The following is a 21,808-nucleotide window of genomic DNA, read 5'->3' as shown; positions in this document are numbered from 1 at the left end:
GGCCAACGGCGGTGCCGGACCACATCGAGCTGTCCGCGCCGCGCGCCTGCTGGATTTCGCCACGGGCTGTGAGCCGGCTCGCCGGTTCCCTGGCCCGCCGACCGGAATCGGCGGGCCAGGGCTCCTCAGTCCTCCGCGAGACCGCGGGCCTGATCCCGCAGCAGCTCGTGGAAGGTGTAGCGGCCAGGCGCCGGTTGCAACAGCAGGTGGTTGTCCACCAATGCTTCCAGCATCTCCTCGGCCCGCACCAGGGTGAGGCCGGCCAGTGTGGCTGCCTCGACGGGGTCGAAGACCTCCCCACCGTGCCTGCCGAGCAGGCGGAACAATCGGAGCTGGTGCTGGTCCAGCAATCGGTAGGACAGAGTGAACGTCGTTGCCACGCCGGGCATCCCGGCCACGGCGAGCTCACTCAGCCTGCGGTTGTCGTCCCGGAGCCGGTCCGCGAGATGACCGGTGGTCCAGCTGGGCCGGTTGGCCAGCCGGACCGCGGCGATGCGCACCGCCATCGGCAGGAAACCGCACAGTTTGACGATCTCGGCCGCGCTGGCCTCCTCGTCTCGCAGCCGGTCCCGGCCGGCCACGCGGGTGAACAGTCGCAGGGCATCCCCGGGCGGAAGAACGTCCAACGACAACGGAATCGCACCGGCCAGGGCGGGTAGCCGGCGACGGGAAGTGACCAGGACCAGACTGCCCGCAGTGCCCGGCAGCAGCGGGCGGACCTGATCGGTGTCCAAGACGTTGTCCAGCACCACCAGAACCCGTTGTCCGGCAACGCTGGCCCGCCACCGGGCAGCTCGTTCGTCCACTGTGGACGGAATCTGCCAGGACGGCACGTTCACCATCCGCAGCAACGCCTCCAGGGCTTCGGCCGGGTCCAATGGCTGGTGGCCCTGGCTGAAACCCCTGAGATCGCAGTAGAACTGGCCATCCGGGTACAGCGCGGTGAGCGCGTGCCCGGCGTGCACGACCAGTGCCGATTTGCCGATGCCCGCCATGCCGTCGACCACGGCGATCACCGTGCTCGCCGACAGACTGGCCAAGTGCCGCAACCGGTTCAGCTCCGGGTCGCGACCGACGAAGTCGGGCACGCCATAGGGCAGGAACCCGTGCGACCCCACCCGGACCGCTGTCTCGGTCCCGGTGGTGCGCTCGCCTGTCTGCTGCGTGGGCAGCAGGCCGGTCACCTCACCGCGGGTCGCCGCGAACAGCGCCCCGCGTTCCTCCACCGGCAGGGACAGTGCCTCGGCCAGCAACCTCGCCGAGGCCAGCCGAGGCGCCTCACGCCTCCCGGTCTCCAGCAAGCTGATCGTCCGGGCCGACACGCCCGAACCCTCGGCTAGCTCCTCCTGCGTCATTCCGGCGCGCAGGCGAAACTCACGTAACAAGAACCCGAATAAACTTGAGTGATCCACTCCGTGAACGCCCCCCAGCGGCGAACTGGCCCTTCAACAGGAGCCAAACGTGGATATAATGCAACTATTTTCTGAAGCGACAGACGCTTCACACATAGCTTAACAACTGGCGGCACCTCCATTGGTTGTGGTAGTGGCCTGCAGCGGTCCGCTCGTGACAGAACCACAGGTGAGTGTGCCAGCGCAGGCTGAGGCAAGGCAAGAACAGGCCACATAGAGAAATCTGGACAGGTAAGCACCCGCTTTCCTGGTGGTAACTTGAGCACAGAACAGGCACAAGACAGGAACAAGAGCTAGAATTTCGTCCCGTCGCGCGCGCATATGCCTATTGCGACTCATTGTCCGGACCGCTGAAGTTAGGACTTCGGGACAACCATGACTGACGATCTCTGGGTGCGTCGTTTTCACCCAGCGCCACAGGCGCCCGCCCGGCTGCTCTGCCTTCCGCACGCGGGCGGGTCGGCCAGCTACTTCTTCCCGGTCTCCCGCTCGCTCGCGCCGGGGGTCGAGGTGCTCGCCGTGCAGTACCCAGGCCGGCAGGACCGCAGGCTGGAACCGGGCATCGACTCCATCGAGGCGCTGGCCGATGAGGTGACCAAGGCGGTGCGGCCCTGGCTGGACCGCCCGGTCACCCTGTTCGGCCACAGCATGGGCGCCTCGCTGGCCTTCGAGGTCGCGCGCAGGCTGGAGGCCGACGGGATCCGGCCGGCCGGGCTGTTCGCCTCCGGCCGCCGCGCGCCCTCACAGCACCGCGACGAGCGCACGCACCTGCTCGACGACGACCGGCTGATCGCCGACGTCCGGAAGCTGGCGGGCACCGACGCCGCGCTGCTCGGGGACGAGGACGTGCTGCGCATGGTGCTGCCGGCGATCCGCACCGACTACAAGGCCGCCGAGACCTACCGCTACCGGCCGGGGCCACCGTTGTCCTGCCCGGTGATCGCGCTGACCGGGGACGCCGATCCGAAGGCCACCGTGGAAGAGGTGCGCTCCTGGGGTGAGCACACCTCTGGCTCCTTCGAGCTGCGGGTCTTCCCCGGCGGGCACTTCTTCCTCAACGACGTGGTGCCGGAAATCCTGCGGATGATCTCCGCGCACATCGACGGCCACCTGGCCACCACGGGCTGAGGCGGGACCGGCCGGCGCCCACGCGGGCGCCGGCCCGGCGCTCACAGCTTGGCCATCCTCGGGATGAAGGTGAAGTCCTTCGGGAAGTCGGTGTTGACCTGCACCCGGGACGGGTCCAGCCGCAGCACCTCGAAGGCCGGGTTCTCCGGGCTGTCGATGCCGAACAGCCGCAGGTCGTACCCGTCACCGCGGCCGTTGATCAGCTCGTACACATGCTTCTTGGTCTCCGGATCCTCCACCCAGCTAGCCACGCACTCGGCGAGCACGACCTCGCCGATCGCGCTTAGGTAGGACACCGCGACGTTCGGGTTCCCGGCCAGGTGCTTGGTCTTCACCGGGGATCGGGAGGTGAAGACCCAGCCGACCGGGCGACCGTCCACGACCTCCCACACCGGGTGCAACACCCGGGAACGCGGGGCCCCGTTACCGTCCACGGTGGTCACCGTGGCCAGCACGACCTGGCTGGTGACCTTCAAGAAGTCCTCCTCAAGCGCGGAGAACGGTTCTGACATGGTGGTACTCCTTCTCATCTGCCGGACTGAGCCGGTGGTCACGGGTTGAGGAACTTCTGTTGCAGGGACGGGAAGGCGGTCAGCAGCCGGGATGCGACGCCGAAGGCCAGTCGGGCGAAGGCGTTGTCGGCCAGGAACATCCGGGAGGCGCGGCGGGAGTCGGCGACCGCGGCGAAGCCGTAGTCGAGCATCTCCCGCTCGTACTCCCCCACCGCTTCCAGCAGATCCCGGCCACCCCGGGCCACCTCGATGATCCGGTCGGTGAGCAGCCGGGCGTCGCGCAGCGCGGTGCCCGCGCCGAGGCCCAGGAACGGAGTCATGCTGTGGATGGCGTCGCCGAGCAGGGTGACGGTGGTGGTGGGCCAGGGCCGCACCGGGTCGGCGGTGTGCACGGGCAGCAGCGAGATGGTGTCCGGGTGGGTGTCGGCGACCATCCGGCGCAGTCCGGGGTGCCAGTCGGCGATGAGGGAGCCGACGAGTTCGCGCAGGGCGTGCGGGTCAGCGCCCCTGGCCAGTCCGGGGTGGTGGCTGGGGCCGGCGTTGTAGGACCAGAGCAGGTAGTCGACAGTGTTGTCGAAGAGCACCGGGTTGTGCTGGTAGGTCTCGTCGTTGACGCCGCCGTTCTTGTTCTGCCGGATGGGCATGGACATCAGGCTGCAGCCGCGCATCTCCAGCGCGCCGGTGATGCCGGTGCGCAGCTGGGCGGGCAGGTTCTGCGCCCGTTCCTCGGTGAGCAGGTACTTCCCGGCGACGATGAACATCCCGGTGTCGACCCGCTTCGCCGCGGGCAGCAGCTGGGCGCGGACCCGGGAGCGGCCGCCGTCGGCGCCGACCACCAGGTCCGCGGTGGTGCTGCTGCCGTCGGCGAAGTGGCAGCGCACCCGGCCGTCGGCGAGTCGTTCGTAGCGCACGAAGTCCTGGTCGTAGCGGACGATGTCCTCCAGTCCGCTGGCGAGCAGGGTTTGCAGGGTGCTGCGCTGGATGTCGTTGGTGGCCTCGGCCCGGTCGGCGACCACCTTCCTGGGCGCGGCGCGCAGCCGCAACCGTTCCCTCAACTGGGTGTCGGTGAGCACTTGGTCGCCGTAGTCGGCCTCCACGCAGTGGTCCAGGAACTTCTGCCAGAGCCGGGCGGAGAGGCACTGGCTGAGCGCGCGGGAGCCTGCCGGGTTGAGGCTGACCCGGTAGCCCTGCAAGCGTTCGGTGCGCACCCGGTGCCGCTCGTGCACGCTGACGCTGATCCCGGCGTTGTGCAGGGCGTGCGCCAGGCCGAGGCCGCCGGTGCCGCCGCCGATGACCGCGATGTGCGGGGAGGACATCAGAAACTCCGATCCGGGACGCGCTGCTGCCCCAAGGTGGTGAGCCAGTCCAGGATGTGCGCGGCGGTGCTCGCCGCGTGTTCCTCCATCAGGGAGAAGTGGTCGCCGGGCAGGTCGCTGGTGGTGTGCGCGCCCGGCCAGGAGGTCTGCCACTGGGCCGGGTCCAGCGCCGTGCCCTCGGGCCCGGTGGCGAAGGAGGATTCGGGGCGCAGGAACAGGATCGGCGCGCTGATCTGCTCCGCGCCGAGCCAGTCCTCCAGCAGCCGGGCGTAGCGGGCCATCGCGGAGAGCCGGGCGCTGGTGAACGGGCCGATCCACTCCTCCCTGGTGAGCAGGCCGTCCAGCATCAACGCGATGACCTGGCCGAGGCCGGCGCCGTTGTCCCGGAAGGTGTCCAGCAGGATCACCGCGGCCGGGGCCGGGCCGTCCTGTTCCAGCCGACGCGCGACGGCCTGCGCGAGCAGGCCGCCGCTGGAGGCGCCGAGCAGGGCGAACGGCGCGTTGCCCGCGGTCTGCCGGGCCAGGGTGGCCAGCACCTCGACCGCGGCTTCGGCGGTGGCGGGCAGGGGCTCCTCGTCGGCGAATCCGGGCAGCGGCAGCACGGAGACAGCGAGCTGGCCGCGCAGCGCGGCGGCGAAGCGGGCGTACTGGCGGGCTCCGCCCATGCCCATCGGCGAGGGCAGGCAGATCAGCCGCAGCCCGTCGGCTTCGGCCAGGTGCACGGGGCTGGGCACGGGGTGCAGGTCGGCGGCGGTGTGGAAGACCGGGCGCAGTGCGGCGACGGCCTGGAGGAGGTCGAAGGCGGCGAAGTGCTGCCCGGTCTGGACCGCGGTGCGGAACAGGGTGCGCACGGTTTCGCCGTCCTCGGCGGCGGGGGTGGCGGTGGTGGTGGTCAGCGCGGTGTCGAGGTGCCGGGCCAGGCGTTGCGCGGTGGGTTCCTCGAAGGCCACGGTCATCGGCAGTCGCAGGCCGGTGGCTTCGTTGAGGCCGTTGCGCAGTTCGATCGCGGTGAGCGAGTCCAGGCCGAGTTCCAGGAAGTCCTGTTCGGGGGCGACCTCGGCGGTGTCCGGGTAGCCGAGCACGGCGGCGGCCCGGCTGCGGACCAGGTCGACCAGGGCGGTGTGCCGGGCTTCGGCGTCAAGTCCGGCCAGGCGGTTCCGCAGGGTGTCCGCGGCTTCCGGGGCGCCGGCGCCGGCACTGCGGCGGGCGGTGGGGACCAGGCCGCGCAGCAGGGCGGGGAATGCGCCCGTGGCCGCGGCGGGACCGACTCGCATGGGCAGCAGCAGTGGGCGGGTGGCGCGGCAGGTGGCGTCGAACAACGCCATTCCGTCCTCAGTGGACAGTGCTTGCACGCCGCCGCGGGTGAGCCGGGCCCGGTCGGTGTCGGCGAGTTCGCCGGTCATGCCGCCGTGCTGGGCCCACAGGCCCCAGGCCAGGGACACCGCGGGCAGGCCAAGGGTGTGCCGGTGCTGGGCAACGGCGTCCAGGACGGTGTTGGCGGTGGCGTAGCTGCCCTGGCCGGGCGCGCCGAGCACTCCGGCGGCGGAGGAGAACAGCACGAACAGCGACAGGTCGAGGTCGCGGGTCAGCTCGTGCAGGTGCCAGGCGGCATCGGCCTTGGGGCGCAGCACGGTGTCCAGGCGGTCGGGGGTGAGCGCGGTGAGCACGCCGTCGTCGAGCACGCCCGCGGTGTGCACCACGCCGGTGAGCGGGTGTTCGGCCGGGATGCCGTCGAGCAGGGCGGCCAGCTGGTCGCGGTCGGCGACGTCGCAGGCGGCGATGGTGGTTTCGGCGCCGAGTTCCGTCAGTTCGGCGAGCAGTTCCCGCGCGCCGGGGGCGGCGAGGCCGCGGCGGCTGGTGAGCAGCAGGCGGCGGTGGCCGTGGGTGCGGGCAAGGTGGCGGGCCAGTTCCGCGCCGAGCGCGCCGGTGCCGCCGGTGATCAGCACCGTGTGGTCCGGATCCGGTGGCAGGGCGGTGGTTTCGGGGTCGGCGGCGCGGGCCAGGCGGGGTGCGTACGGCTTGCCGTCGCGGACGGCGAGCTGGGGTTCGCCGTGGTCGATCGCGGTGCGCAAGGCCGAGGGGGTGGGGTCGCCGTCGAGCAAGATGATCCGGTCCGGGTGTTCGGACTGGGCTGAGCGGACCAGGCCCCAGATCGCGGCGGCGGCCGGGTCGACCTCTTCCGTGTCAACAGCGACGGCCTGCTGGGTGTGCAGGACGAGGTAGCCGGGCGCCTCGGTGGCCAGCCAGTCCTGCACGGTGGTGAGCGCGGTGTGCGCGGCGGCGTGGATCCGTTCCGGGACGGTGGTCCCGGCTGGGTCCAGGCGGATGATCGTGACCTCGGGTTCGGGGCCCGCGGACTCGGGCAGTGGCACCCAGTCGAGCTGGAACAGGGCGTCCCGGCGGGTGTTCCCGGCCAGCTGGGCCGGATTGACCTGGCGGACCAGCAGGGACTCGACGGTGGCGACCGGGCGGCCCGCGCCGTCGGCCAGGTGCAGGGTCACGCCGTCCTCGGCCGGGGTGATCCGCACCCGCAGCCGGTCGGCGCCGGTGGCGTGCAGGGTGACGCCGCGCCAGGCGAAGGGCAGGCCGGGGCCGTCGGCGGGTTGGGCGGGCAGGGCCAGTCCGGCGGCTTGCAGGGCGGCGTCGAGCAGGGCTGGGTGCAGGCCGAACCGGCCGGGTTCGGTGGGCAGCACGATTTCGGCGAGGATGTCCCGGTCCCGGCGCCAGGCCCGGTGCAGGCCCTGGAACAGCGGGCCGTAGCCGAGGCCGACCTCGCCGAACCGGTCGTACAACCCGGTCAGGTCAACGGGTTCGGCGGTGGGTGGCCAGGTTTCAGTGAATGCGGGTTCGGCGGTGGCGGGGACCAGGCGGCCGCGGGCGTGGCAGGTCCATGGGAGGCCCGCGCCGTCGGGGCGGGCGTGCACGGCGACCGGTCGGCCGCCGTCTTCCGCGGCGCCGTCGACGGTGACCTGGAGCCGGAGGCCACCGCGTTCGGGCAGCACCAGTGGTGCCTGCAGCACGAGCTCGTCGATCCGGCCACAGTCGAGCAGGCCGCCGGCGTGGGTGATCAATTCGATCATCCCGGCGCCGGGGAACAGTGGCAGGCCGTTGACGGTGTGCTCGGCCAGCCAGGGTTGGGCGGCCAGGGACAGTCGGCCGGTGAGGACGAGGCCGCCGGTGTCGGGCAGTGCGATGGGGTCGCCGAGCAGGGGGTGGCCGGTGGCACCGAAGGAGGTGGTGGGCAGTGCGCCTTCGGGCCAGTAGCGGCGGCGTTCGAATGGGTAGGTGGGCAGGTCGATGGTGTGGGCGTGCGAGCCGAACAGCGGCCGCCAGTCCACGGTGACGCCGCTGACCTGGAGCCGGGTCACGGCTTCCAGCAGCGAGCGGGCTTCGGCCCGGTCCTTGCGCAGGGCGGGGACGAGCAGGGCGGTTTCGCCTTCGGGCAGGCATTCCTGGCCGAGGGCCGTGAGCGAACCGCCGGGGCCCAGTTCCAGACAACGGGTGACGCCGTTGGCCAGGAGGGTGTGGAAGGCGTCGGCGAACCGGACCGGCGCGCGGGCCTGGCCCACCCAGTAGCCGGGGTCCGCGGGCTCGACGAGCACTTTTCCGTCCACAGTGGACACGATGGGGATGGCGGGTTTGTGGTAGGTGACGCGCTCGGCCACCGCGTGGAATTCGGCCAGCATCGGTTCGATCAGCGGAGAGTGGAAGGCGTGTGAGACCGGTAGCCGCCTGGTCTTCACGCCGCGCTCGGCCAGGGTCGCGGCGATGACCTCGACCTCCTCTTCGACGCCGGAGAGGACCACGGAGGTGGGGCCATTGACCGCAGCCAGGTCGACACCGGCGGTGAGCAGTGGGCGTACCGCGTCCTCGCCTGCCTGCACGGAGACCATCGCACCGCCGGTGGGCAGGGCCTGCATCAGGCGGGCGCGGGCGGTGACCAGGCGGCAGGCGTCGGGCAGGGTCAGCACGTCGGCGAGGTGAGCGGCGGCGAGTTCGCCGCTGGAGTGGCCGAGCAGGAAGTCCGGGCGCAGGCCCCAGGTTTCCAGGAGCCGGAACAGGGCGACCTCGATGGCGAACAGGGCGGGCTGGGTGAACTCGGTGTGATCCAGGCGTTCCGGGTCCATCCACAGCACCGTGCGCAGCTCCGGGTCCAGTTCGGCACAGACCGCCTTGAACGCTTCGGCGAACACCGGGAAGGCCTGGTGCAGCTCCCGGCCCATGCCGAGGCGCTGCGAACCCTGGCCGGTGCACAGGAAAGCGAGTCTGCCGGGTCCGGTCACATCGGTGAGTCCGCCGCCCTCGGCAAGGGTCTGCAGGCCGCGCAGCAACTCGCCCCGGTCCGCGCCGACCACGGCGGCGCGGTGCGGCAGCGCGGCGCGACCGATGGCCAACGAGAATCCCACATCCACTGTGGACAGTTCGGGTTCGGTGACGAGCCGGGCGGCCAGACGGGCGGCCTGGGTGCGCAGGGCGGTGGCGGTTCGGGCGGAGAGCAGCCAGGGCACCGGTCCGGCCTCGGCGGTGGGTTCCGCGGGCTGGTCCGGGGCTTGTTCCAGGATGATGTGCGCGTTGGTGCCGGAGATGCCGAAGGAGGACACGCCCGCCCGGCGGGGGCGGCCGGGGTCGGGCCAGTCCTGGGCTTCGGTGAGCAGCCGGACCTCGCCGGCCGACCAGTCCACGTGCGGGGTGGGCTCGTCCACGTGCAGGGTGCGGGGTAGGTGCCGGTGCCGCAACGCCTGCACCATCTTGATCACGCCCGCGACCCCGGCGGCGGCTTGGGTGTGGCCGAGGTTGGATTTGATCGATCCGAGCCACAGCGGGGTGTCCCGGCTCTGGCCGTAGGCCGCCAGCAGGGCCTGGGCCTCGATCGGGTCGCCCAGGGTGGTGCCGGTGCCGTGCGCCTCCACAACGTCCACTTCGGACGGTTTGAGCCGGGCGTCGGCCAGGGCCTGGCGGATCATGCGTTGCTGGGCAGGGCCGTTGGGGGCGGTGAGGCCGTTGCTGGCGCCATCCTGGTTGATCGCGCTGCCGCGCAGCACGGCCAGCACCGGGTAGCCGAACCGCTGCGCGTCGGCGAGCCGGGCGACGAGCAGCATGCCCACGCCCTCGGACCAGCCGGTGCCGTCGGCGGCCCCGGCGAAGGATTTGCAGCGGCCGTCCGGGGCCAGTCCGCCCTGCCGGGAGAACTCGACGAACCCGGTCGGGGTGGCCATCACGGTGACGCCACCGGCCAGTGCCAGTTCGCATTCGCCGTTGCGCAGGGCCCGGATCGCCAGATGCAGGGCCACCAGGGAGGAGGAGCACGCGGTGTCGATGGTGACCGCCGGGCCCTCCAGGCCGAGGCTGTAGGCGATCCGGCCGGTGGCCACGCTGCCCGCGTTGCCGTTGCCGGCGAAGCCGCCGACCTCGGCGGGCAGGGTGGCCGCCCAAGCGGTGTAGTCGTGGTTCATCAGCCCGGCGAAGACGCCGGTCCGGCTGCCGCGCAAGGACTCCGGGTTGATGCCGGCGCGCTCGACGACCTCCCAGGAAGTCTCCAGCAGCAGGCGTTGTTGCGGGTCCATGGCCAGGGCTTCGCGCGGGGAGATGCCGAAGAAGGCGGCGTCGAACTCGGCCGCGCCCGCCATGAACCCGCCGTGCCGGACGTAGCTGGTGCCGAGCCGGCCGCGGTCGGGGTCGTAGAGGCCGTCGGTGTCCCAGCCGCGATCGCCGGGGAACTCCGAGATGGCGTCCCGGCCCTGTTCGACCAGCCGCCACAGGTCTTCTGGCGAGCTGATCCCGCCGGGGTAGCGGCAGGCCATGGCGATCAGCGCGACCGGCTCGTGGCCGCGGCCCTCGACCTCGGTCAGCCTGGCTTTGGTCTCGTGCAGGTCCACGGTGACCCGCTTGAGGTAGTCCAGCAGGCGCGTGTCGTTCTCGCTCATCGGTTCTCCCCCGTCGACTGACCGAACTCCCGGTCGATGAAACTGAGCACGTCCTCGGCGCTGGCCGCGGCCATCTCCCCGGCCAGGTCCCCTCCGGCGGCGGGTGCGGTCCGGGCAAGCAGGGCCTGCAACCGGGCCCGCACGGTGCCGAGCAGTTGCTCGTCGGCACCGGTGAGCGCGGTGTCGAGCTGGTCGAGCCCGTCCAGCAGCAGTTCACTCGCGGTCCGGGCCGCCGGGACCAGTTGCTCGCGCAGGTAACCGGCCAGCGCGACCGGGGTCGGGTAGTCGAAGACGAGCGTGGCGGGCAGCCGCAGGCCGGTGCCCGCGGTGAGGCCGTTGCGCAGTTCGAGGGCGGTCAGCGAGTCGAAGCCGACCTCCTGGAACTTCTGGGTGGCCTCGATCGCGGATCCGGAGGCGTGTCCGAGCACCCCGGCGGCCAGGTTGCGGACCAGCGCCAGCAGCAGCTCCTGCTGGGCCTTCTCCGCCAGCCCGGCCAGCTTGTCCCGCAGGCCTGCGACCTCGGCCGGTCCGCCGGTGGCCGCGGTGCGCCGCCGGGACGGGAGAAGTCCGCGCAGCAGTGGCGGCACCGGGCCGCGGGTGGCCTGTGCCCTCGGGTCGACCCGCATCGGCACCAGCAGCGCCTGGTCGAGGGCGGCTCCGGTGTCCAGCAGCGCCATTCCCTCCACTGTGGACAGTGCGACGGCGCCGTCCCTGCGGATCCGGGAGCGGTCGGTGTCGCTGAGGGATTCGGTCAGGCCGGTGTCCTTGGCCCACAGGCCCCAGGCCAGCGAGACAGCGGGCAGGCCGAGCGCGCGGCGGTGTCCGGCCAGGGCGTCCAGGAAGGTGTTGGCCGCCGCGTAGTTGCCCTGTCCGGCCGCGCCGAGCAGTCCGGCCACCGAGGAGAACAGCACGAACGCGGACAGGTTCGCCTCGCGGGTGAGTTCGTGCAGGTGCCAGGCGGCGTCGACCTTCGGGCGGAACACCCGGTCCAGGCGTTCCGGCGTGAGTGAGCCGAGCACACCGTCGTCGAGCGCCCCGGCGGTGTGCACCACCGCGGCCAGGTCGACGCCGTGCAGGACGGCGGCCAGCGCAGTCCGGTCAGCGGCGTCGCAGGCGCGGATGGTCACCCGCGCGCCGAGATCGGTCAGTTCGTCCCGCAACTCGGCCGCGCCGGGGGCGTCCGGGCCGCGGCGGCTGAGCAGCAGCAGGTCACGGACGCCGTGGTTGGCGGTGAGGTGCCGGGCGACGTCGGCGCCGAGTGCGCCGGTGCCGCCGGTGATCAGCACCGTCCCCTGGGTCGGCCAGACCGGTCCGGTCTCGGCGCGCGGCACCCTAATGAGCCGGGGCACGGTCAGCACCCCGTCGCGCACCGCCTGCTGGGGTTCCTCGGGGGCGAGCAGGGCGGGCAGGGTCCGGCGGTCGGGTTCGGGGCTGTCCAGCAGGATGATCCGGTCCGGGTTCTCCGACTGGGCCGAGCGGACCAGTCCCCAGACCGCGGCTCCGGCGAGGTCGGCGACCTCTTCCCCGGCCATCGACACCGCGCCCTGGGTGAGCACGACCAGTCGGCTGGCGGTCAGTCGTTCATCGGCGCACCAGGCCTGCACGATGGCCAGTACTCGACCGGTGGCCGCACGGGCGGCCGCGGGCAGGTCGCCGGTGATCGGCGGGCAGGGCAGGAACACCAGTTCGGGCGCGGCCTCGGCGAGTGCGTTCAGGTCGGGTTCGGTGTCCGCGGCCAGCCAGGCGTGCGACGGGGCGGGGTGCTCCGTCGCGGGCAGCGGGGTCCAGGCCAGGCCGAACAGGCTTTCGTGGTGCCTACCGACCGTTCGGTCGGCAGTCGGAATCGCGCGCACCAGCAGACTGTCCGCGGTGGCCACCGGGTTGCCCTCAGGGTCGGCCAGGGTGACGGACAGGGTGTCCGCACCGGTGATCCGCACCCTGGCGCGCAGGGCCGCGGCCCCGACGGCATGCAGGGTGACGCCGGTCCAGGAGAACGGCAGGGCCGCGCCCGACTCGACCAGTTCGCTGAGGCCGACGGTGTGCAGGACGGCATCGAACAGCGCCGGGTGCAGGGCGAACCGGTCGGCTTCGGCGTCCGCGGACAGGGTGACCTCGGCGTACAGCTCGCTGTCCCGCCGCCACACCGTGTGCAGGCCCTGGAAGGCGGGCCCGTACTCGATGCCGCCGTTGAGGCTGTCGTAGAACCCGTCCACGTCGATGGGTTCCGCCGCCGGTGGCCACTCGGTCAACGCGGTCCCGGCGTGGCCCGCCGGGGTGAGCGCGCCATGGGCGTGGCTGGTCCAGGCATCCTCGGCGCCGGGCTGGTCCGGGCGAGAGTGCACGGTGAGCGCGCGCCGCCCGTTCTCCTCGGCCGCGCCGAGGGCGAGCTGGACGAGCACGCCGCCGCGCTCGGGCAGCACCAGCGGGGCGGCCAGGGTGAGTTCCTCGATCCGGTCGCAGCCGACGTGCCCGCCTGCGTGCAGGGCCAGTTCGAGGAATCCGGTGCCGGGGAAGACGGCCAGACCGCCGACCCGGTGGTCGGTCAGCCAGGGGTGGGTGGTCAAGGACAGCCGTCCGGTGAACACCATGCCGCCGGAGCCGGGCAGCGCGACCGCGGCGCCCAGCAGTGGGTGGCCGGTGTTCTGCTGGCCGACCGAGGTCAGGTCGCCGGTCCAGCCGGTGGCCGCCTCCAGCCAGTAGCGCTGGTGCTGAAAGGCGTACGTGGGCAGGTCCACCCGGGTGGCCCCGGGGAAGACCGGCCGCCAGTCGACTGGGACACCACGCACGTGCAGTTCGGCCAACGAGGTCAGGAACCGGGACCGGCCGCCGTCCTCCCGGCGCAGTGATCCGGTCACCACCGCCTCGGCTCCGGCGGCGTCCAGGATTTCCTGCACCGCCATGGTGAGCACCGGGTGCGGGCTGACCTCGATGAAGACCTCGTGCCCGGATTCGGCCAGGGCCTGGGTGGTCTCGGCGAAGCGCACGGTGGTGCGCAGGTTGCGGTACCAGTAGGCCGCATCCAGTTCAGCGCCGTCCAGCCAGTCACCGTCCACTGTGGACAGGAACGGGATGGTCGCGGTGCGCGGGCTGACCGGGGCGAGCAGTTCCAGGAGTTCGGTTTCGATCCGTTCGACCTGGGCGGAGTGCGAGGCGTAGTCCACCGCGATCCGCCGGGCCCGCACCTGGTCCCTGACGCATTCGTCGAGCAGTTCGTCCAGTGCGCCCACCTCGCCGGAGACCACCACGGTGGCCGGTCCGTTGACCGCGGCGACCGAGAGCGCGCCGCCCCAGCGGGTGATCCGCTCGGTGACCTGGTCGACCGGCAGGTGCACCGAGACCATGCCGCCGTGTCCTGCCAGGGCGCGGATGGCCTTGCTGCGCAGGGCGACCACGCGCGCACCGTCCGCCAGGGACAGTGCCCCGGCCACGCAGGCGGCGGCGATCTCACCCTGGGAGTGCCCGATCACCGCGGCCGGTTCGACGCCGTGTGCGCGCCACAGTTCGGCCAGCGAGACCATCACCGCCCACAGCGCGGGCTGCACCACGTCGACCCGGGTGAGCGCCTCCTCGTCGGTGAGCACCGCCAGTAGTTTCCAGTCCACGAAGGACGACAGGGCGGCCGCGCACTCGGCCATCCTGGCCGCGAACACCGGTTCCTCGGCGAGCAGCGCGGCGGCCATACCGGTCCACTGCGCGCCCTGCCCGGGGAAGACGAACACGGTCTTGCCAGTGGCGCGGGCGGCGCCGACGGGGAGGTCTGCGGCGAACTCGCCACGGGCCAGGGCGTCCAGCTTGGCGAGGAGCTCGGTGCGGTCGGCGCCGATCACCGCGGCCCGGTGGGTGAACCGGGTGCGACCGGTGGCCAGGGAGAAGCCGATGTCGGCCGGGTCGATCTCGTTCTCGGCGAAGGTCCGCAGCCGGGCGGCCTGGTCCCGCAGCGCTGCCTCGGTGCGGCCGGAGAACAGCCAGGGCACCGGGAGCGTGCTGGGTGCGCTGGGTCGCGGGGCGGGGGTGTCCGGGAGTTCCAGGATCACGTGGGCGTTGGTGCCGCTGATCCCGAAAGAGGACACCGCACTGCGGCGGGGTCGTCCGGTTTCCGGCCACTCGATCGGTTCGGTAAGCAGCCGTACCTCACCGGCGGACCAGTCGATGTGCGGGGACGGTTCGTCCACGTGCAGGGTGCGCGGCAGTGTGCCGTGCCGCATGGCCTGCACCATCTTGATGATCCCGGCGACGCCCGCGGCGGCCTGGGTGTGGCCCATGTTGGACTTGATCGAGCCCAGCCACAGCGGGATCTCCCGGTCCTGCCCGTAGGTCGCGATGAGCGCCTGGGCCTCGATCGGGTCGCCGAGGGTGGTGCCGGTGCCGTGCGCCTCCACCGCGTCCACATCGGATGGTCGCAAGCCGGCGGTGGCCAGGGCCTGGCGGATGACGCGTTGCTGGGACGGGCCGTTGGGCGCGGTGAGCCCGTTGCTCGCGCCGTCCTGGTTGACCGCGCTACCGCGCACCACGGCGAGGACCTGGTGGCCGTTGCGCCGGGCGTCGGAGAGGCGTTCCACCAGCAGCAGGCCGACGCCCTCGGACCAGCCGGTGCCGTCGGCAGCGGCGGCGAAGGACTTGCACCGGCCGTTGCGGGCCAGTCCGCCCTGCAAGGAGAACTCCACGAACGGTCCGGGCAGCGCCATCACGGTGACGCCACCGGCCAGCGCCAGATCGCACTCCCCCGACCGCAGGGCCTGCACGGCCAGGTGCAGGGCGACCAGCGAGGAGGAGCAGGCGGTGTCCACGGTGACCGCGGGGCCCTCCAGACCGAGGGTGTAGGCGAGGCGGCCGGAGAGGATGGAGCCGGAGTTCCCGTTGCCCAGGAAGCCGAGCAGGTCCTCGGGGATGGCGTGCATGACCCGGCTGCCGTAGTCATGGTACATCAGCCCGGCGAACACCCCGGTCCGGCTGCCGCGCAACGTGCTGGGGTCGATGCCGGCCCGTTCCACGGTCTCCCAGGCGGTTTCCAGCAGCAGGCGCTGCTGCGGGTCCATCGCGATGGCCTCGCGCGGGGAGATACCGAAGAAGGCCGGGTCGAAATCGGCGGCCTCGTGCAGGAATCCGCCCTCGCGCACGTAGGAGCCGTTGCGGTCGGAGTCGGGGTCGTAGAGCAGTTCCAGGTCCCATCCCCGGTTGTCTGGGAAGCCGCTGATGGCGTCGCCGTCCCTGGCCACCAGCTGCCACAGGTCCTCGGGTGTGCTGATCCCGCCGGGATAGCGGCAGGCCATGCCGACGATGACGATCGGGTCCTCGCCGACACGGGCCCGGGGCGCGGTGGTGACAACCTGGTCGGCGCCGAAGAGTTCGCCGTGCAGGTACCCGGCGAGCGCGGTGGCGGTCGGATAGTCGAAGACCAGGGTGGCGGGCAGTCGCAGGCCGCTGACCGCGGTGAGGCCGTTGCGCAGTTCGACCGCGGTCAGCGAGTCGAAGCCGAGGTCGGCAAAGGACTTCCCGGCCTCGATCTCGGCCACGCCGCGGTAGCCGAGCACGGCCGCGACCTGTTCCCGCACCAGGGCGAGCAACGCCGCCAGCCGAGCGCTCTCCTCCATTGTGGACAGTCGCTCGCGGAGTTCCCCGGCCCCGGCCTGGTTGCGGGCGGCAGCACTGCGCCGACCCTGCGGCACCAGGCCGCGGAGCAGGGCGGGCACCGCGACCGGGTTGGCCGGGGCGGCGACCCGCATGGGTAGCAGCACCGCGTCGGGCAGGGCGCGGGCGGTGTCCAGCAGGGCCAGACCCTCCTCGACCGCCAGGGCCGCACCGCCGCCGCGGGCAATGCGGTTCCGGTCGGCCTCGCTGAGCCGACCGGCCATGCCGTCTCCTGCCCACATACCCCAGGCCAGGGACTGGGCGGGCAGACCGAGGCCGTGCCGGTGCCGGGCCAGGCCGTCCAGGTAGGCGTTGGCGGCGGCGTAGTTGGCCTGACCTGCTCCGCCGATGGTGGCCGCGGTGGAGGAGAACAGCACGAACGCGGATAGGTCGAGGTCGCGGGTGAGTTCATGCAGGTGCCAGGCGGCCTCGGCCTTGGCGTGCGACACGGTGTCCAGCCGCTCGGGGGTGAGCGAGCCGAGCACACCGTCATCGAGCACGCCCGCGGTGTGCACCACGGCGGTGAGCGGGTGCTCGGCCGGGATCCGGTCCAGCAGGGCGGCCAGGGCCACCCGGTTCCCGGCGTCGCAGGCGACCACCCAGGCGTGCGCGCCGAACTCGGCCAGCTCGGCCTGGAGTTCCGCCGCGCCTGGGGCATCGGGTCCGCGGCGGCTGGTGAGCAGCAGTCGCCGCACCCCGTGCACGGTGACCAGGTGTCGGGCCACGGCCGCGCCAAGCTGGCCGGTGCCGCCGGTGATCAGCGTGGTGCCCTCGGCGGACCAACCGCCGTGCTCCTCGACCCGCGGCATCCTGGCCAGCCGGGGTGCGCGGATCTCGTTCTCGTGCACGGAGATCTCGGGTTCACCGGCGGCGACGGCGGCGGTGACGATGGCGGGCAGAGTGTCGCTGGGGTCGGCGGTGAGGTCAACCAGGGTGATGCGGCCGGGGTTTTCGGACTGGGCGGAGCGGACGAGTCCGGCCACCGCGGCGGCCACCGGGTCGGCGGCGGGTGGGGCGGCGTGCCGGGTGAGCACGGCCAGGTGGGCGTTGCCGAAGTGCTCGTCGGCCAGCCAGGTCTGGAGGGTGGCCAGGACCTGGTGGGTGGCGGTGCGCAGCCGGGCGGGCTCGTCGCCGTCGGGGATGTTGCCGGACAGGAGGACCAGGTCGGGAGCGGACCCGGTGGCGCGCAGCTCGGACAGGGCGGCGTGGTTGCTGTCGAGCCAGGCCACCGATCCCGGGTCGGCCTGGCCGAGGTCGGGCAACTCTGTCCAGTCCAGGCGGAACAGCGAGTCGTGGTGCGCGGCGGCCTGCGGCGCGGCGGTGGTCATCGGGCGGGAGACCAGTGATTCCAGGGTCGCCACCGGGGCGCCGGTGTGGTCGGCGACGGTCAGCGACACCGAGCCCTCGCCGGTGCTGCGGGCGTGCACCCGGAGCAGGGCCGCGCCGCCGGCGTGCAGCCGGTAGCCGGTCCAGGCGAACGGCAGGCTGACCTGGTCCAGGGATTCGGCGAGCACGCCCGCGCTTTGCAGGGCGGCGTCGAGCAGGGCCGGGTGCAGGCCGTAGCGGGCGGCCTCGGTGTCGGCCTGCTCGGGCAGGCTCACCTCGGCGAAGACCTCGTCACCCCGGCGCCAGGCGGTTTTGAGGCCCTGGAACATCGGGCCGTAGGCCAGGCCCGCCCGCTCGCACACCGGGTAGTACTCGGTGAGGTCGACCGGTTCGGCGTCCGCCGGTGGCCACCGCGGGTGGTCGAAGACGCCCTGCCGGGTCTGGTCGCTGAGCAGGCCGGTGGCGTGCAGGGTCCACGGGGTCTGCTCGTCGGGGCGGGCGTGCACGGTCACCGGGTGCAGGCCGGTGGCGTCGGGGGCGGCCACCGCGACCTGGATCCGCACCGAGCCGTCGGCGGGCAGCACCAGCGGCACGGGCAGGGTCAGCTCTTCCAGGACCGGTACCCCGGCCTGGTCCCCGGCCCTGGTGGCCAGTTCGACAAAACCGGTGCCGGGGAACAGGATCGCGCCGCCGATCACGTGATCGGCCAGCCAAGGGCAGGTGCGGGTGGAGAGCCTGCCGGTGAGCACCACGCCACCGGCGGCGGGCAGTTCGACCGCGGCGGCCAGCAGCGGGTGGTCGGTGGCCTGCTGACCGGCCGCGGCCAGATCGCCGGGCCGCTGCAAGGGAGCATCCGGCCAGAAGCGTTCGCGCTGGAACGGGTAGGTGGGCAGGTCGATCCGGCGTGCGCCCAGACCGGTGACCAGCATTCGCCAGTCCACCGGCACGCCGTGCGCGGACAGTCCGGCCAGCGCCTCGGCGAAGGCGGACGGCTCGGCGCGGTCCTTGCGCAGGGCGGCGAAGGCGGGGGTGTCCGCGGGCAGGGACTGGCGGGCCATCGCGGTGAGCACGCCGTCCGGGCCCAGTTCCAGCAGCCGGTTGACCTTCTCCCCGGCCAGCCAGCCGATGCCGTCGGCGAAACGCACGGTGTCCCGCACGTTGCGCACCCAGTGCTCCGCCGACCCCAGTTCCGCCGGGGTGGCCGGGCGTCCGTACACAGTGGACACTACTGGAATGCGCGGCGGCTGGTAGCGCACGGATTCGGCCACCGCGCGGAACTCGGCCAGCATGGGTTCCAGCAGCGGCGAGTGGAAGGCGTGCGAGACCCGCAGTCCGGTGGTCTTGCGGCCCTGCCCGGCGAACGCCGCGGCGATCTCCGCCACGGCGTCCGCCTCGCCGGAGAGCACCACCGAGTCCGGGCCGTTGACCGCGGCCAGGCTCACCAGGTCCGTGAGCAGCGGCCGGACTTCCTCCTCGGTGGCGCGCACCGAGATCATCGCCCCACCCGTGGGCAGGGCCTGCATGAGCCGGGCGCGGGCGGTGACCAGCCGGCAGGCGTCGGCCAGGTCGAACACCCCGGCCACGTGCGCGGCGGCCAGTTCGCCGATGGAGTGGCCGAGCAGGTACGCCGGGCTCAGGCCGAAGGACTCGGCCAGCCGGAACAACGCGACCTCGATCGCGAACAACGCGGGCTGGGCGAATTCGGTGTGGTCCAGGCGATCCGGATCCGACCGCAACACCTCGGGCAGGGCCGGGTCCAGTCCGGCGCACACCTCGTCGAAGGCAGCGGCGAACACCGGGAAGGCCGCGTGCAGTTCCCGGCCCATGCCGAGTCGTTGCGAGCCCTGGCCGGAGAACAGCACGGCCAGGCGGCCGCGGGTGGCGATGCCGGTGGCGAGTCCGGCGGCCGGGCGGCCCTCGGCGAGTGCGGCCAGTGCGGCGCGCAGGTCCCCGGCGCCGGAACCGGTGAGCACGGCGCGGTGTTCCAGAGTGGTCCTGGTGGTCACCAGCGAGTAGGCCAGGTCGGCCGGATCAACATCCCCAGTCGAGAGAAGTTGGCTCGCCTGATCACGCAGGGCGTTCTCGGTGCGCCCGGACAGCGGCCAGACCAGCACGGCGGGTTCGGTTCGCTCTTCGGTGACCGGGGTCCGAGCCGGGGCCGCCTCGATGATCACGTGCGCGTTGGTGCCGCTGATCCCGAAGGAGGAGACTCCCGCGCGGCGCGGCCGACCGGCCTCCGGCCAGGCGACGGGTTCGGTGAGCAGGTCGACCTTGCCCGCGGTCCAGTCCACGTGCGGCGAGGGCTCGTCCACGTGCAGCGTGCGCGGCAAGTGGTTGTGGCGCAACGCCAGCACCATCTTGATCACGCCGGCGACCCCGGAGGCGGCCTGGGTGTGGCCCAGGTTGGACTTGACCGAACCCAGCCGCAGCGGCACCTCCCGGTCCTGCCCGTAGGTGGCCAGCAACGCCTGCGCCTCAATGGGATCGCCCAGCGAGGTACCGGTGCCGTGTGCCTCGACGACGTCCACATCGGACGATCGCAGGCCGGAGTTGGCCAGGGCCTGGCGGATCACCCGTTGCTGGGACGGCCCGTTGGGCGCGGTGAGGCCGTTGGACGCGCCGTCCTGGTTGACCGCACTCCCCCGCACCACCGCGAGCACCGGGTAACCCAGGCGATGGGCCTCGGAGAGCCGGGCCAGCATCAGCATGCCCACGCCCTCGGCCATGCCGATGCCGTCCGCGGCGGCGGAGAAGGCCTTGCACCGGCCGTCCTGGGCCAGACCGCGCTGCCGGGAGAAGTCGATCAGGCCGAACGGGTTGGACAGCACGGTGACGCCACCGGCCAGCGCGGTGGTGCACTCCCCCGCCCGCAGTGCCTGGCAGGCCAGGTGCAGTGCGACCAGCGAGGACGAGCACGCGGTGTCCACGGTGAGGGTCGGGCCCTCCAGGCCGAAGGTGTAGGCCAGGCGGCCGGAGGCGACGCTGGCCGCGCCGCCGGTGAGGCCGTCGCCGAGCGCGCCGTAGCCCTGGAACCCGGCGCCGATGAACACACCGGTGTGGCTGCCGCGCAGGGTGGCCGGGTCGATCCCGGCGCGCTCGAAGGCCTCCCAGCTGGTTTCCAGCAACAGTCGTTGCTGCGGGTCCATGCCCAGTGCTTCGCGCGGGGAGATGCCGAAGAAGGTGGGGTCGAAGCCGTCCACACCGCGGACGAAGCCCCCTTCGCGGGCGTAGCAGGTGCCGAGGTTGTCCGGGTCGGGGTGGTAGAGGGCGTCCAGGTCCCAGCCGCGGTCGGTGGGGAACGGGGCGATCGCGTCGCCGTCGGTGGTGAGCAGGGTCCACAGGTCCTCGGGGGAGGTGACCCCGCCGGGCAGGCGGCAGCTCATGCCGAGGATGGCGATCGGTTCGTCGTTGGTCGCGGTGACGGTCGGCGCGGTCACCGGCGCGGCGGCCGCGCCGAGCAGTTCGGCGCGCAGAAACGCGGCCAGTTCGCGCGGGGTTGGGTAGTCGAAGGCGAGGGTGGCGGGCAGCCGCAGGCCGGTGACCGTCTTCAGATCGTTGCGCAGGTCGACCGCGCTGAGCGAGTCGAAGCCGAGGTCCCGGAAGGCCCGGTCCTCCTCGACCGCGTCCGCGCCGGCGTGGCCGAGCACGGTGGCGGCGCGGGCCCGCACCAGGTCGAGCAGTTCGCGTTCCTGGTCGGCCTCGGGCAGGGCGGTGATCCGGGTGGCCAGTTCGCCGGCGCCCGCGGTGTCACCGGGGCCCTCCACCCGCTGGGCGTCGGGGACCTCGGTGAACAGGAAGCTGGGCCGCTTCAGGGTGAACACCGGCAGGAACCGGTCCCAGTCGATCTCGCAGATGGCCAGTGCGGCGTCGTCGTGATCGAGTGCCGCGCGCAGGCCCTGGAAGCCCAGCTGCGGGTCGAAGGAGGGCAGCCCCTGCCGCCGCAACCGTTCCCCGGCCTGGACCGCGCTCTCCGCGGTGGCCCCGTGGCGCGGGTTGGCGGCGTGCCAGACACCCCAGGCGACGGACATGGCCGGGATGCCGCGGGCGCGCTGGCGCTGGGCGAGCGCGTCCAGGTAGGCGTTGGCCGCGCCGTAGGCGGCGTGGTCGGAGCTGCCCCAGAGTCCGGCCAGCGAGGAGAACAGCACCACCGAGTCCAGTTCGGCGGGGTCGAGCAGTTCGTCCAGATGGCGGGCGCCGAGCACCTTCGCGGCCAGGATCTCGGCGACCTCGGGCAGGTCGGTGCCCGCGATCGGGGCAAGCCCGATCAGGGCGGCGGCGTGCACCACCGAGCGCACGGTGTGGCCCTGTTCGCGCAGGCCGGTCAACAAGTCGGCGACCTGCTCGCGCTGGGTGATGTCGCAGGAAGCCATGAGCACGTCCGCGCCTGACTCGGTCAGTTCGGCACGCAGTTCGGCCGCGCCAGGGGAGTCCTGGCCACCGCGACTGACCAGGACCAGGTGCTGGGCACCCTGTTCGACCAGCCAGCGGGCCAGCAGCGGGCCGAGCGCGCCGGTGGCGCCGGTGACCAGCACGGTGCCGCGCGGCCGCCAGTGCCGGACCGG

General features: G+C 72.6%; 6 protein-coding genes. 1 reads left to right on the top strand and 5 read right to left on the bottom strand.

All coding sequences use genetic code 11. The features are described 5' to 3' along the window. Positions 1-125: 125 nt before the first annotated feature. Positions 126-1,412: a helix-turn-helix domain-containing protein gene (locus tag ACWDY5_RS32430; protein WP_449725953.1), complete on the bottom strand. Its 1,287-nt coding sequence runs from the start codon at positions 1,410-1,412 to the stop codon at positions 126-128. A 375-nt stretch (positions 1,413-1,787) separates the two neighbouring features. Between ACWDY5_RS32430 and ACWDY5_RS32425 the strand changes: the two genes are divergently transcribed. Continuing rightward, positions 1,788-2,540, top strand: coding sequence for a thioesterase II family protein (locus ACWDY5_RS32425; RefSeq protein WP_449725952.1), 753 nt, complete (start codon positions 1,788-1,790; stop codon positions 2,538-2,540). A 41-nt stretch (positions 2,541-2,581) separates the two neighbouring features. Here the strand turns inward: ACWDY5_RS32425 and ACWDY5_RS32420 are convergent, their stop codons facing one another. From ACWDY5_RS32420 to ACWDY5_RS32405, 4 genes are all read right to left on the bottom strand, one after another. Continuing rightward, positions 2,582-3,052, bottom strand: coding sequence for a pyridoxamine 5'-phosphate oxidase family protein (locus ACWDY5_RS32420; protein WP_449725951.1), 471 nt, complete (start codon positions 3,050-3,052; stop codon positions 2,582-2,584). 38 nt (positions 3,053-3,090) lie between these two features. Next, positions 3,091-4,368: an FAD-dependent oxidoreductase gene (locus tag ACWDY5_RS32415; RefSeq protein WP_449725950.1), complete on the bottom strand. Its 1,278-nt coding sequence runs from the start codon at positions 4,366-4,368 to the stop codon at positions 3,091-3,093. After that, complete coding sequence (locus ACWDY5_RS32410) at positions 4,368-10,292, bottom strand: SDR family NAD(P)-dependent oxidoreductase (protein ID WP_449725949.1); 5,925 nt, start codon at positions 10,290-10,292, stop codon at positions 4,368-4,370. The genes ACWDY5_RS32415 and ACWDY5_RS32410 overlap by 1 nt, the downstream gene beginning before the upstream one ends. Continuing rightward, positions 10,289-21,808, bottom strand: an 11,520-nt coding sequence (locus tag ACWDY5_RS32405; protein WP_449725948.1) for an SDR family NAD(P)-dependent oxidoreductase, incomplete at its 5' end; no start/stop codon positions are given. The genes ACWDY5_RS32405 and ACWDY5_RS32410, both read right to left, overlap by 4 nt.

The sequence above is a fragment of the Crossiella sp. NPDC003009 genome, assembly GCF_053591555.1.
The sequence above is the reverse complement of the archived record's forward strand: the minus strand, read 5'-3'. Positions and strand labels throughout refer to the sequence as shown.

Coding starts and splice junctions, on each gene's coding strand:
- ACWDY5_RS32425 (WP_449725952.1), top strand. CDS start 1,788: ATGACTGACGATCTCTGGGTGCGTCGTTTTCACCCAGCGCCACAGGCG.
- ACWDY5_RS32415 (WP_449725950.1), bottom strand. CDS start 4,368: ATGTCCTCCCCGCACATCGCGGTCATCGGCGGCGGCACCGGCGGCCTC.
- ACWDY5_RS32410 (WP_449725949.1), bottom strand. CDS start 10,292: ATGAGCGAGAACGACACGCGCCTGCTGGACTACCTCAAGCGGGTCACC.
- ACWDY5_RS32420 (WP_449725951.1), bottom strand. CDS start 3,052: ATGTCAGAACCGTTCTCCGCGCTTGAGGAGGACTTCTTGAAGGTCACC.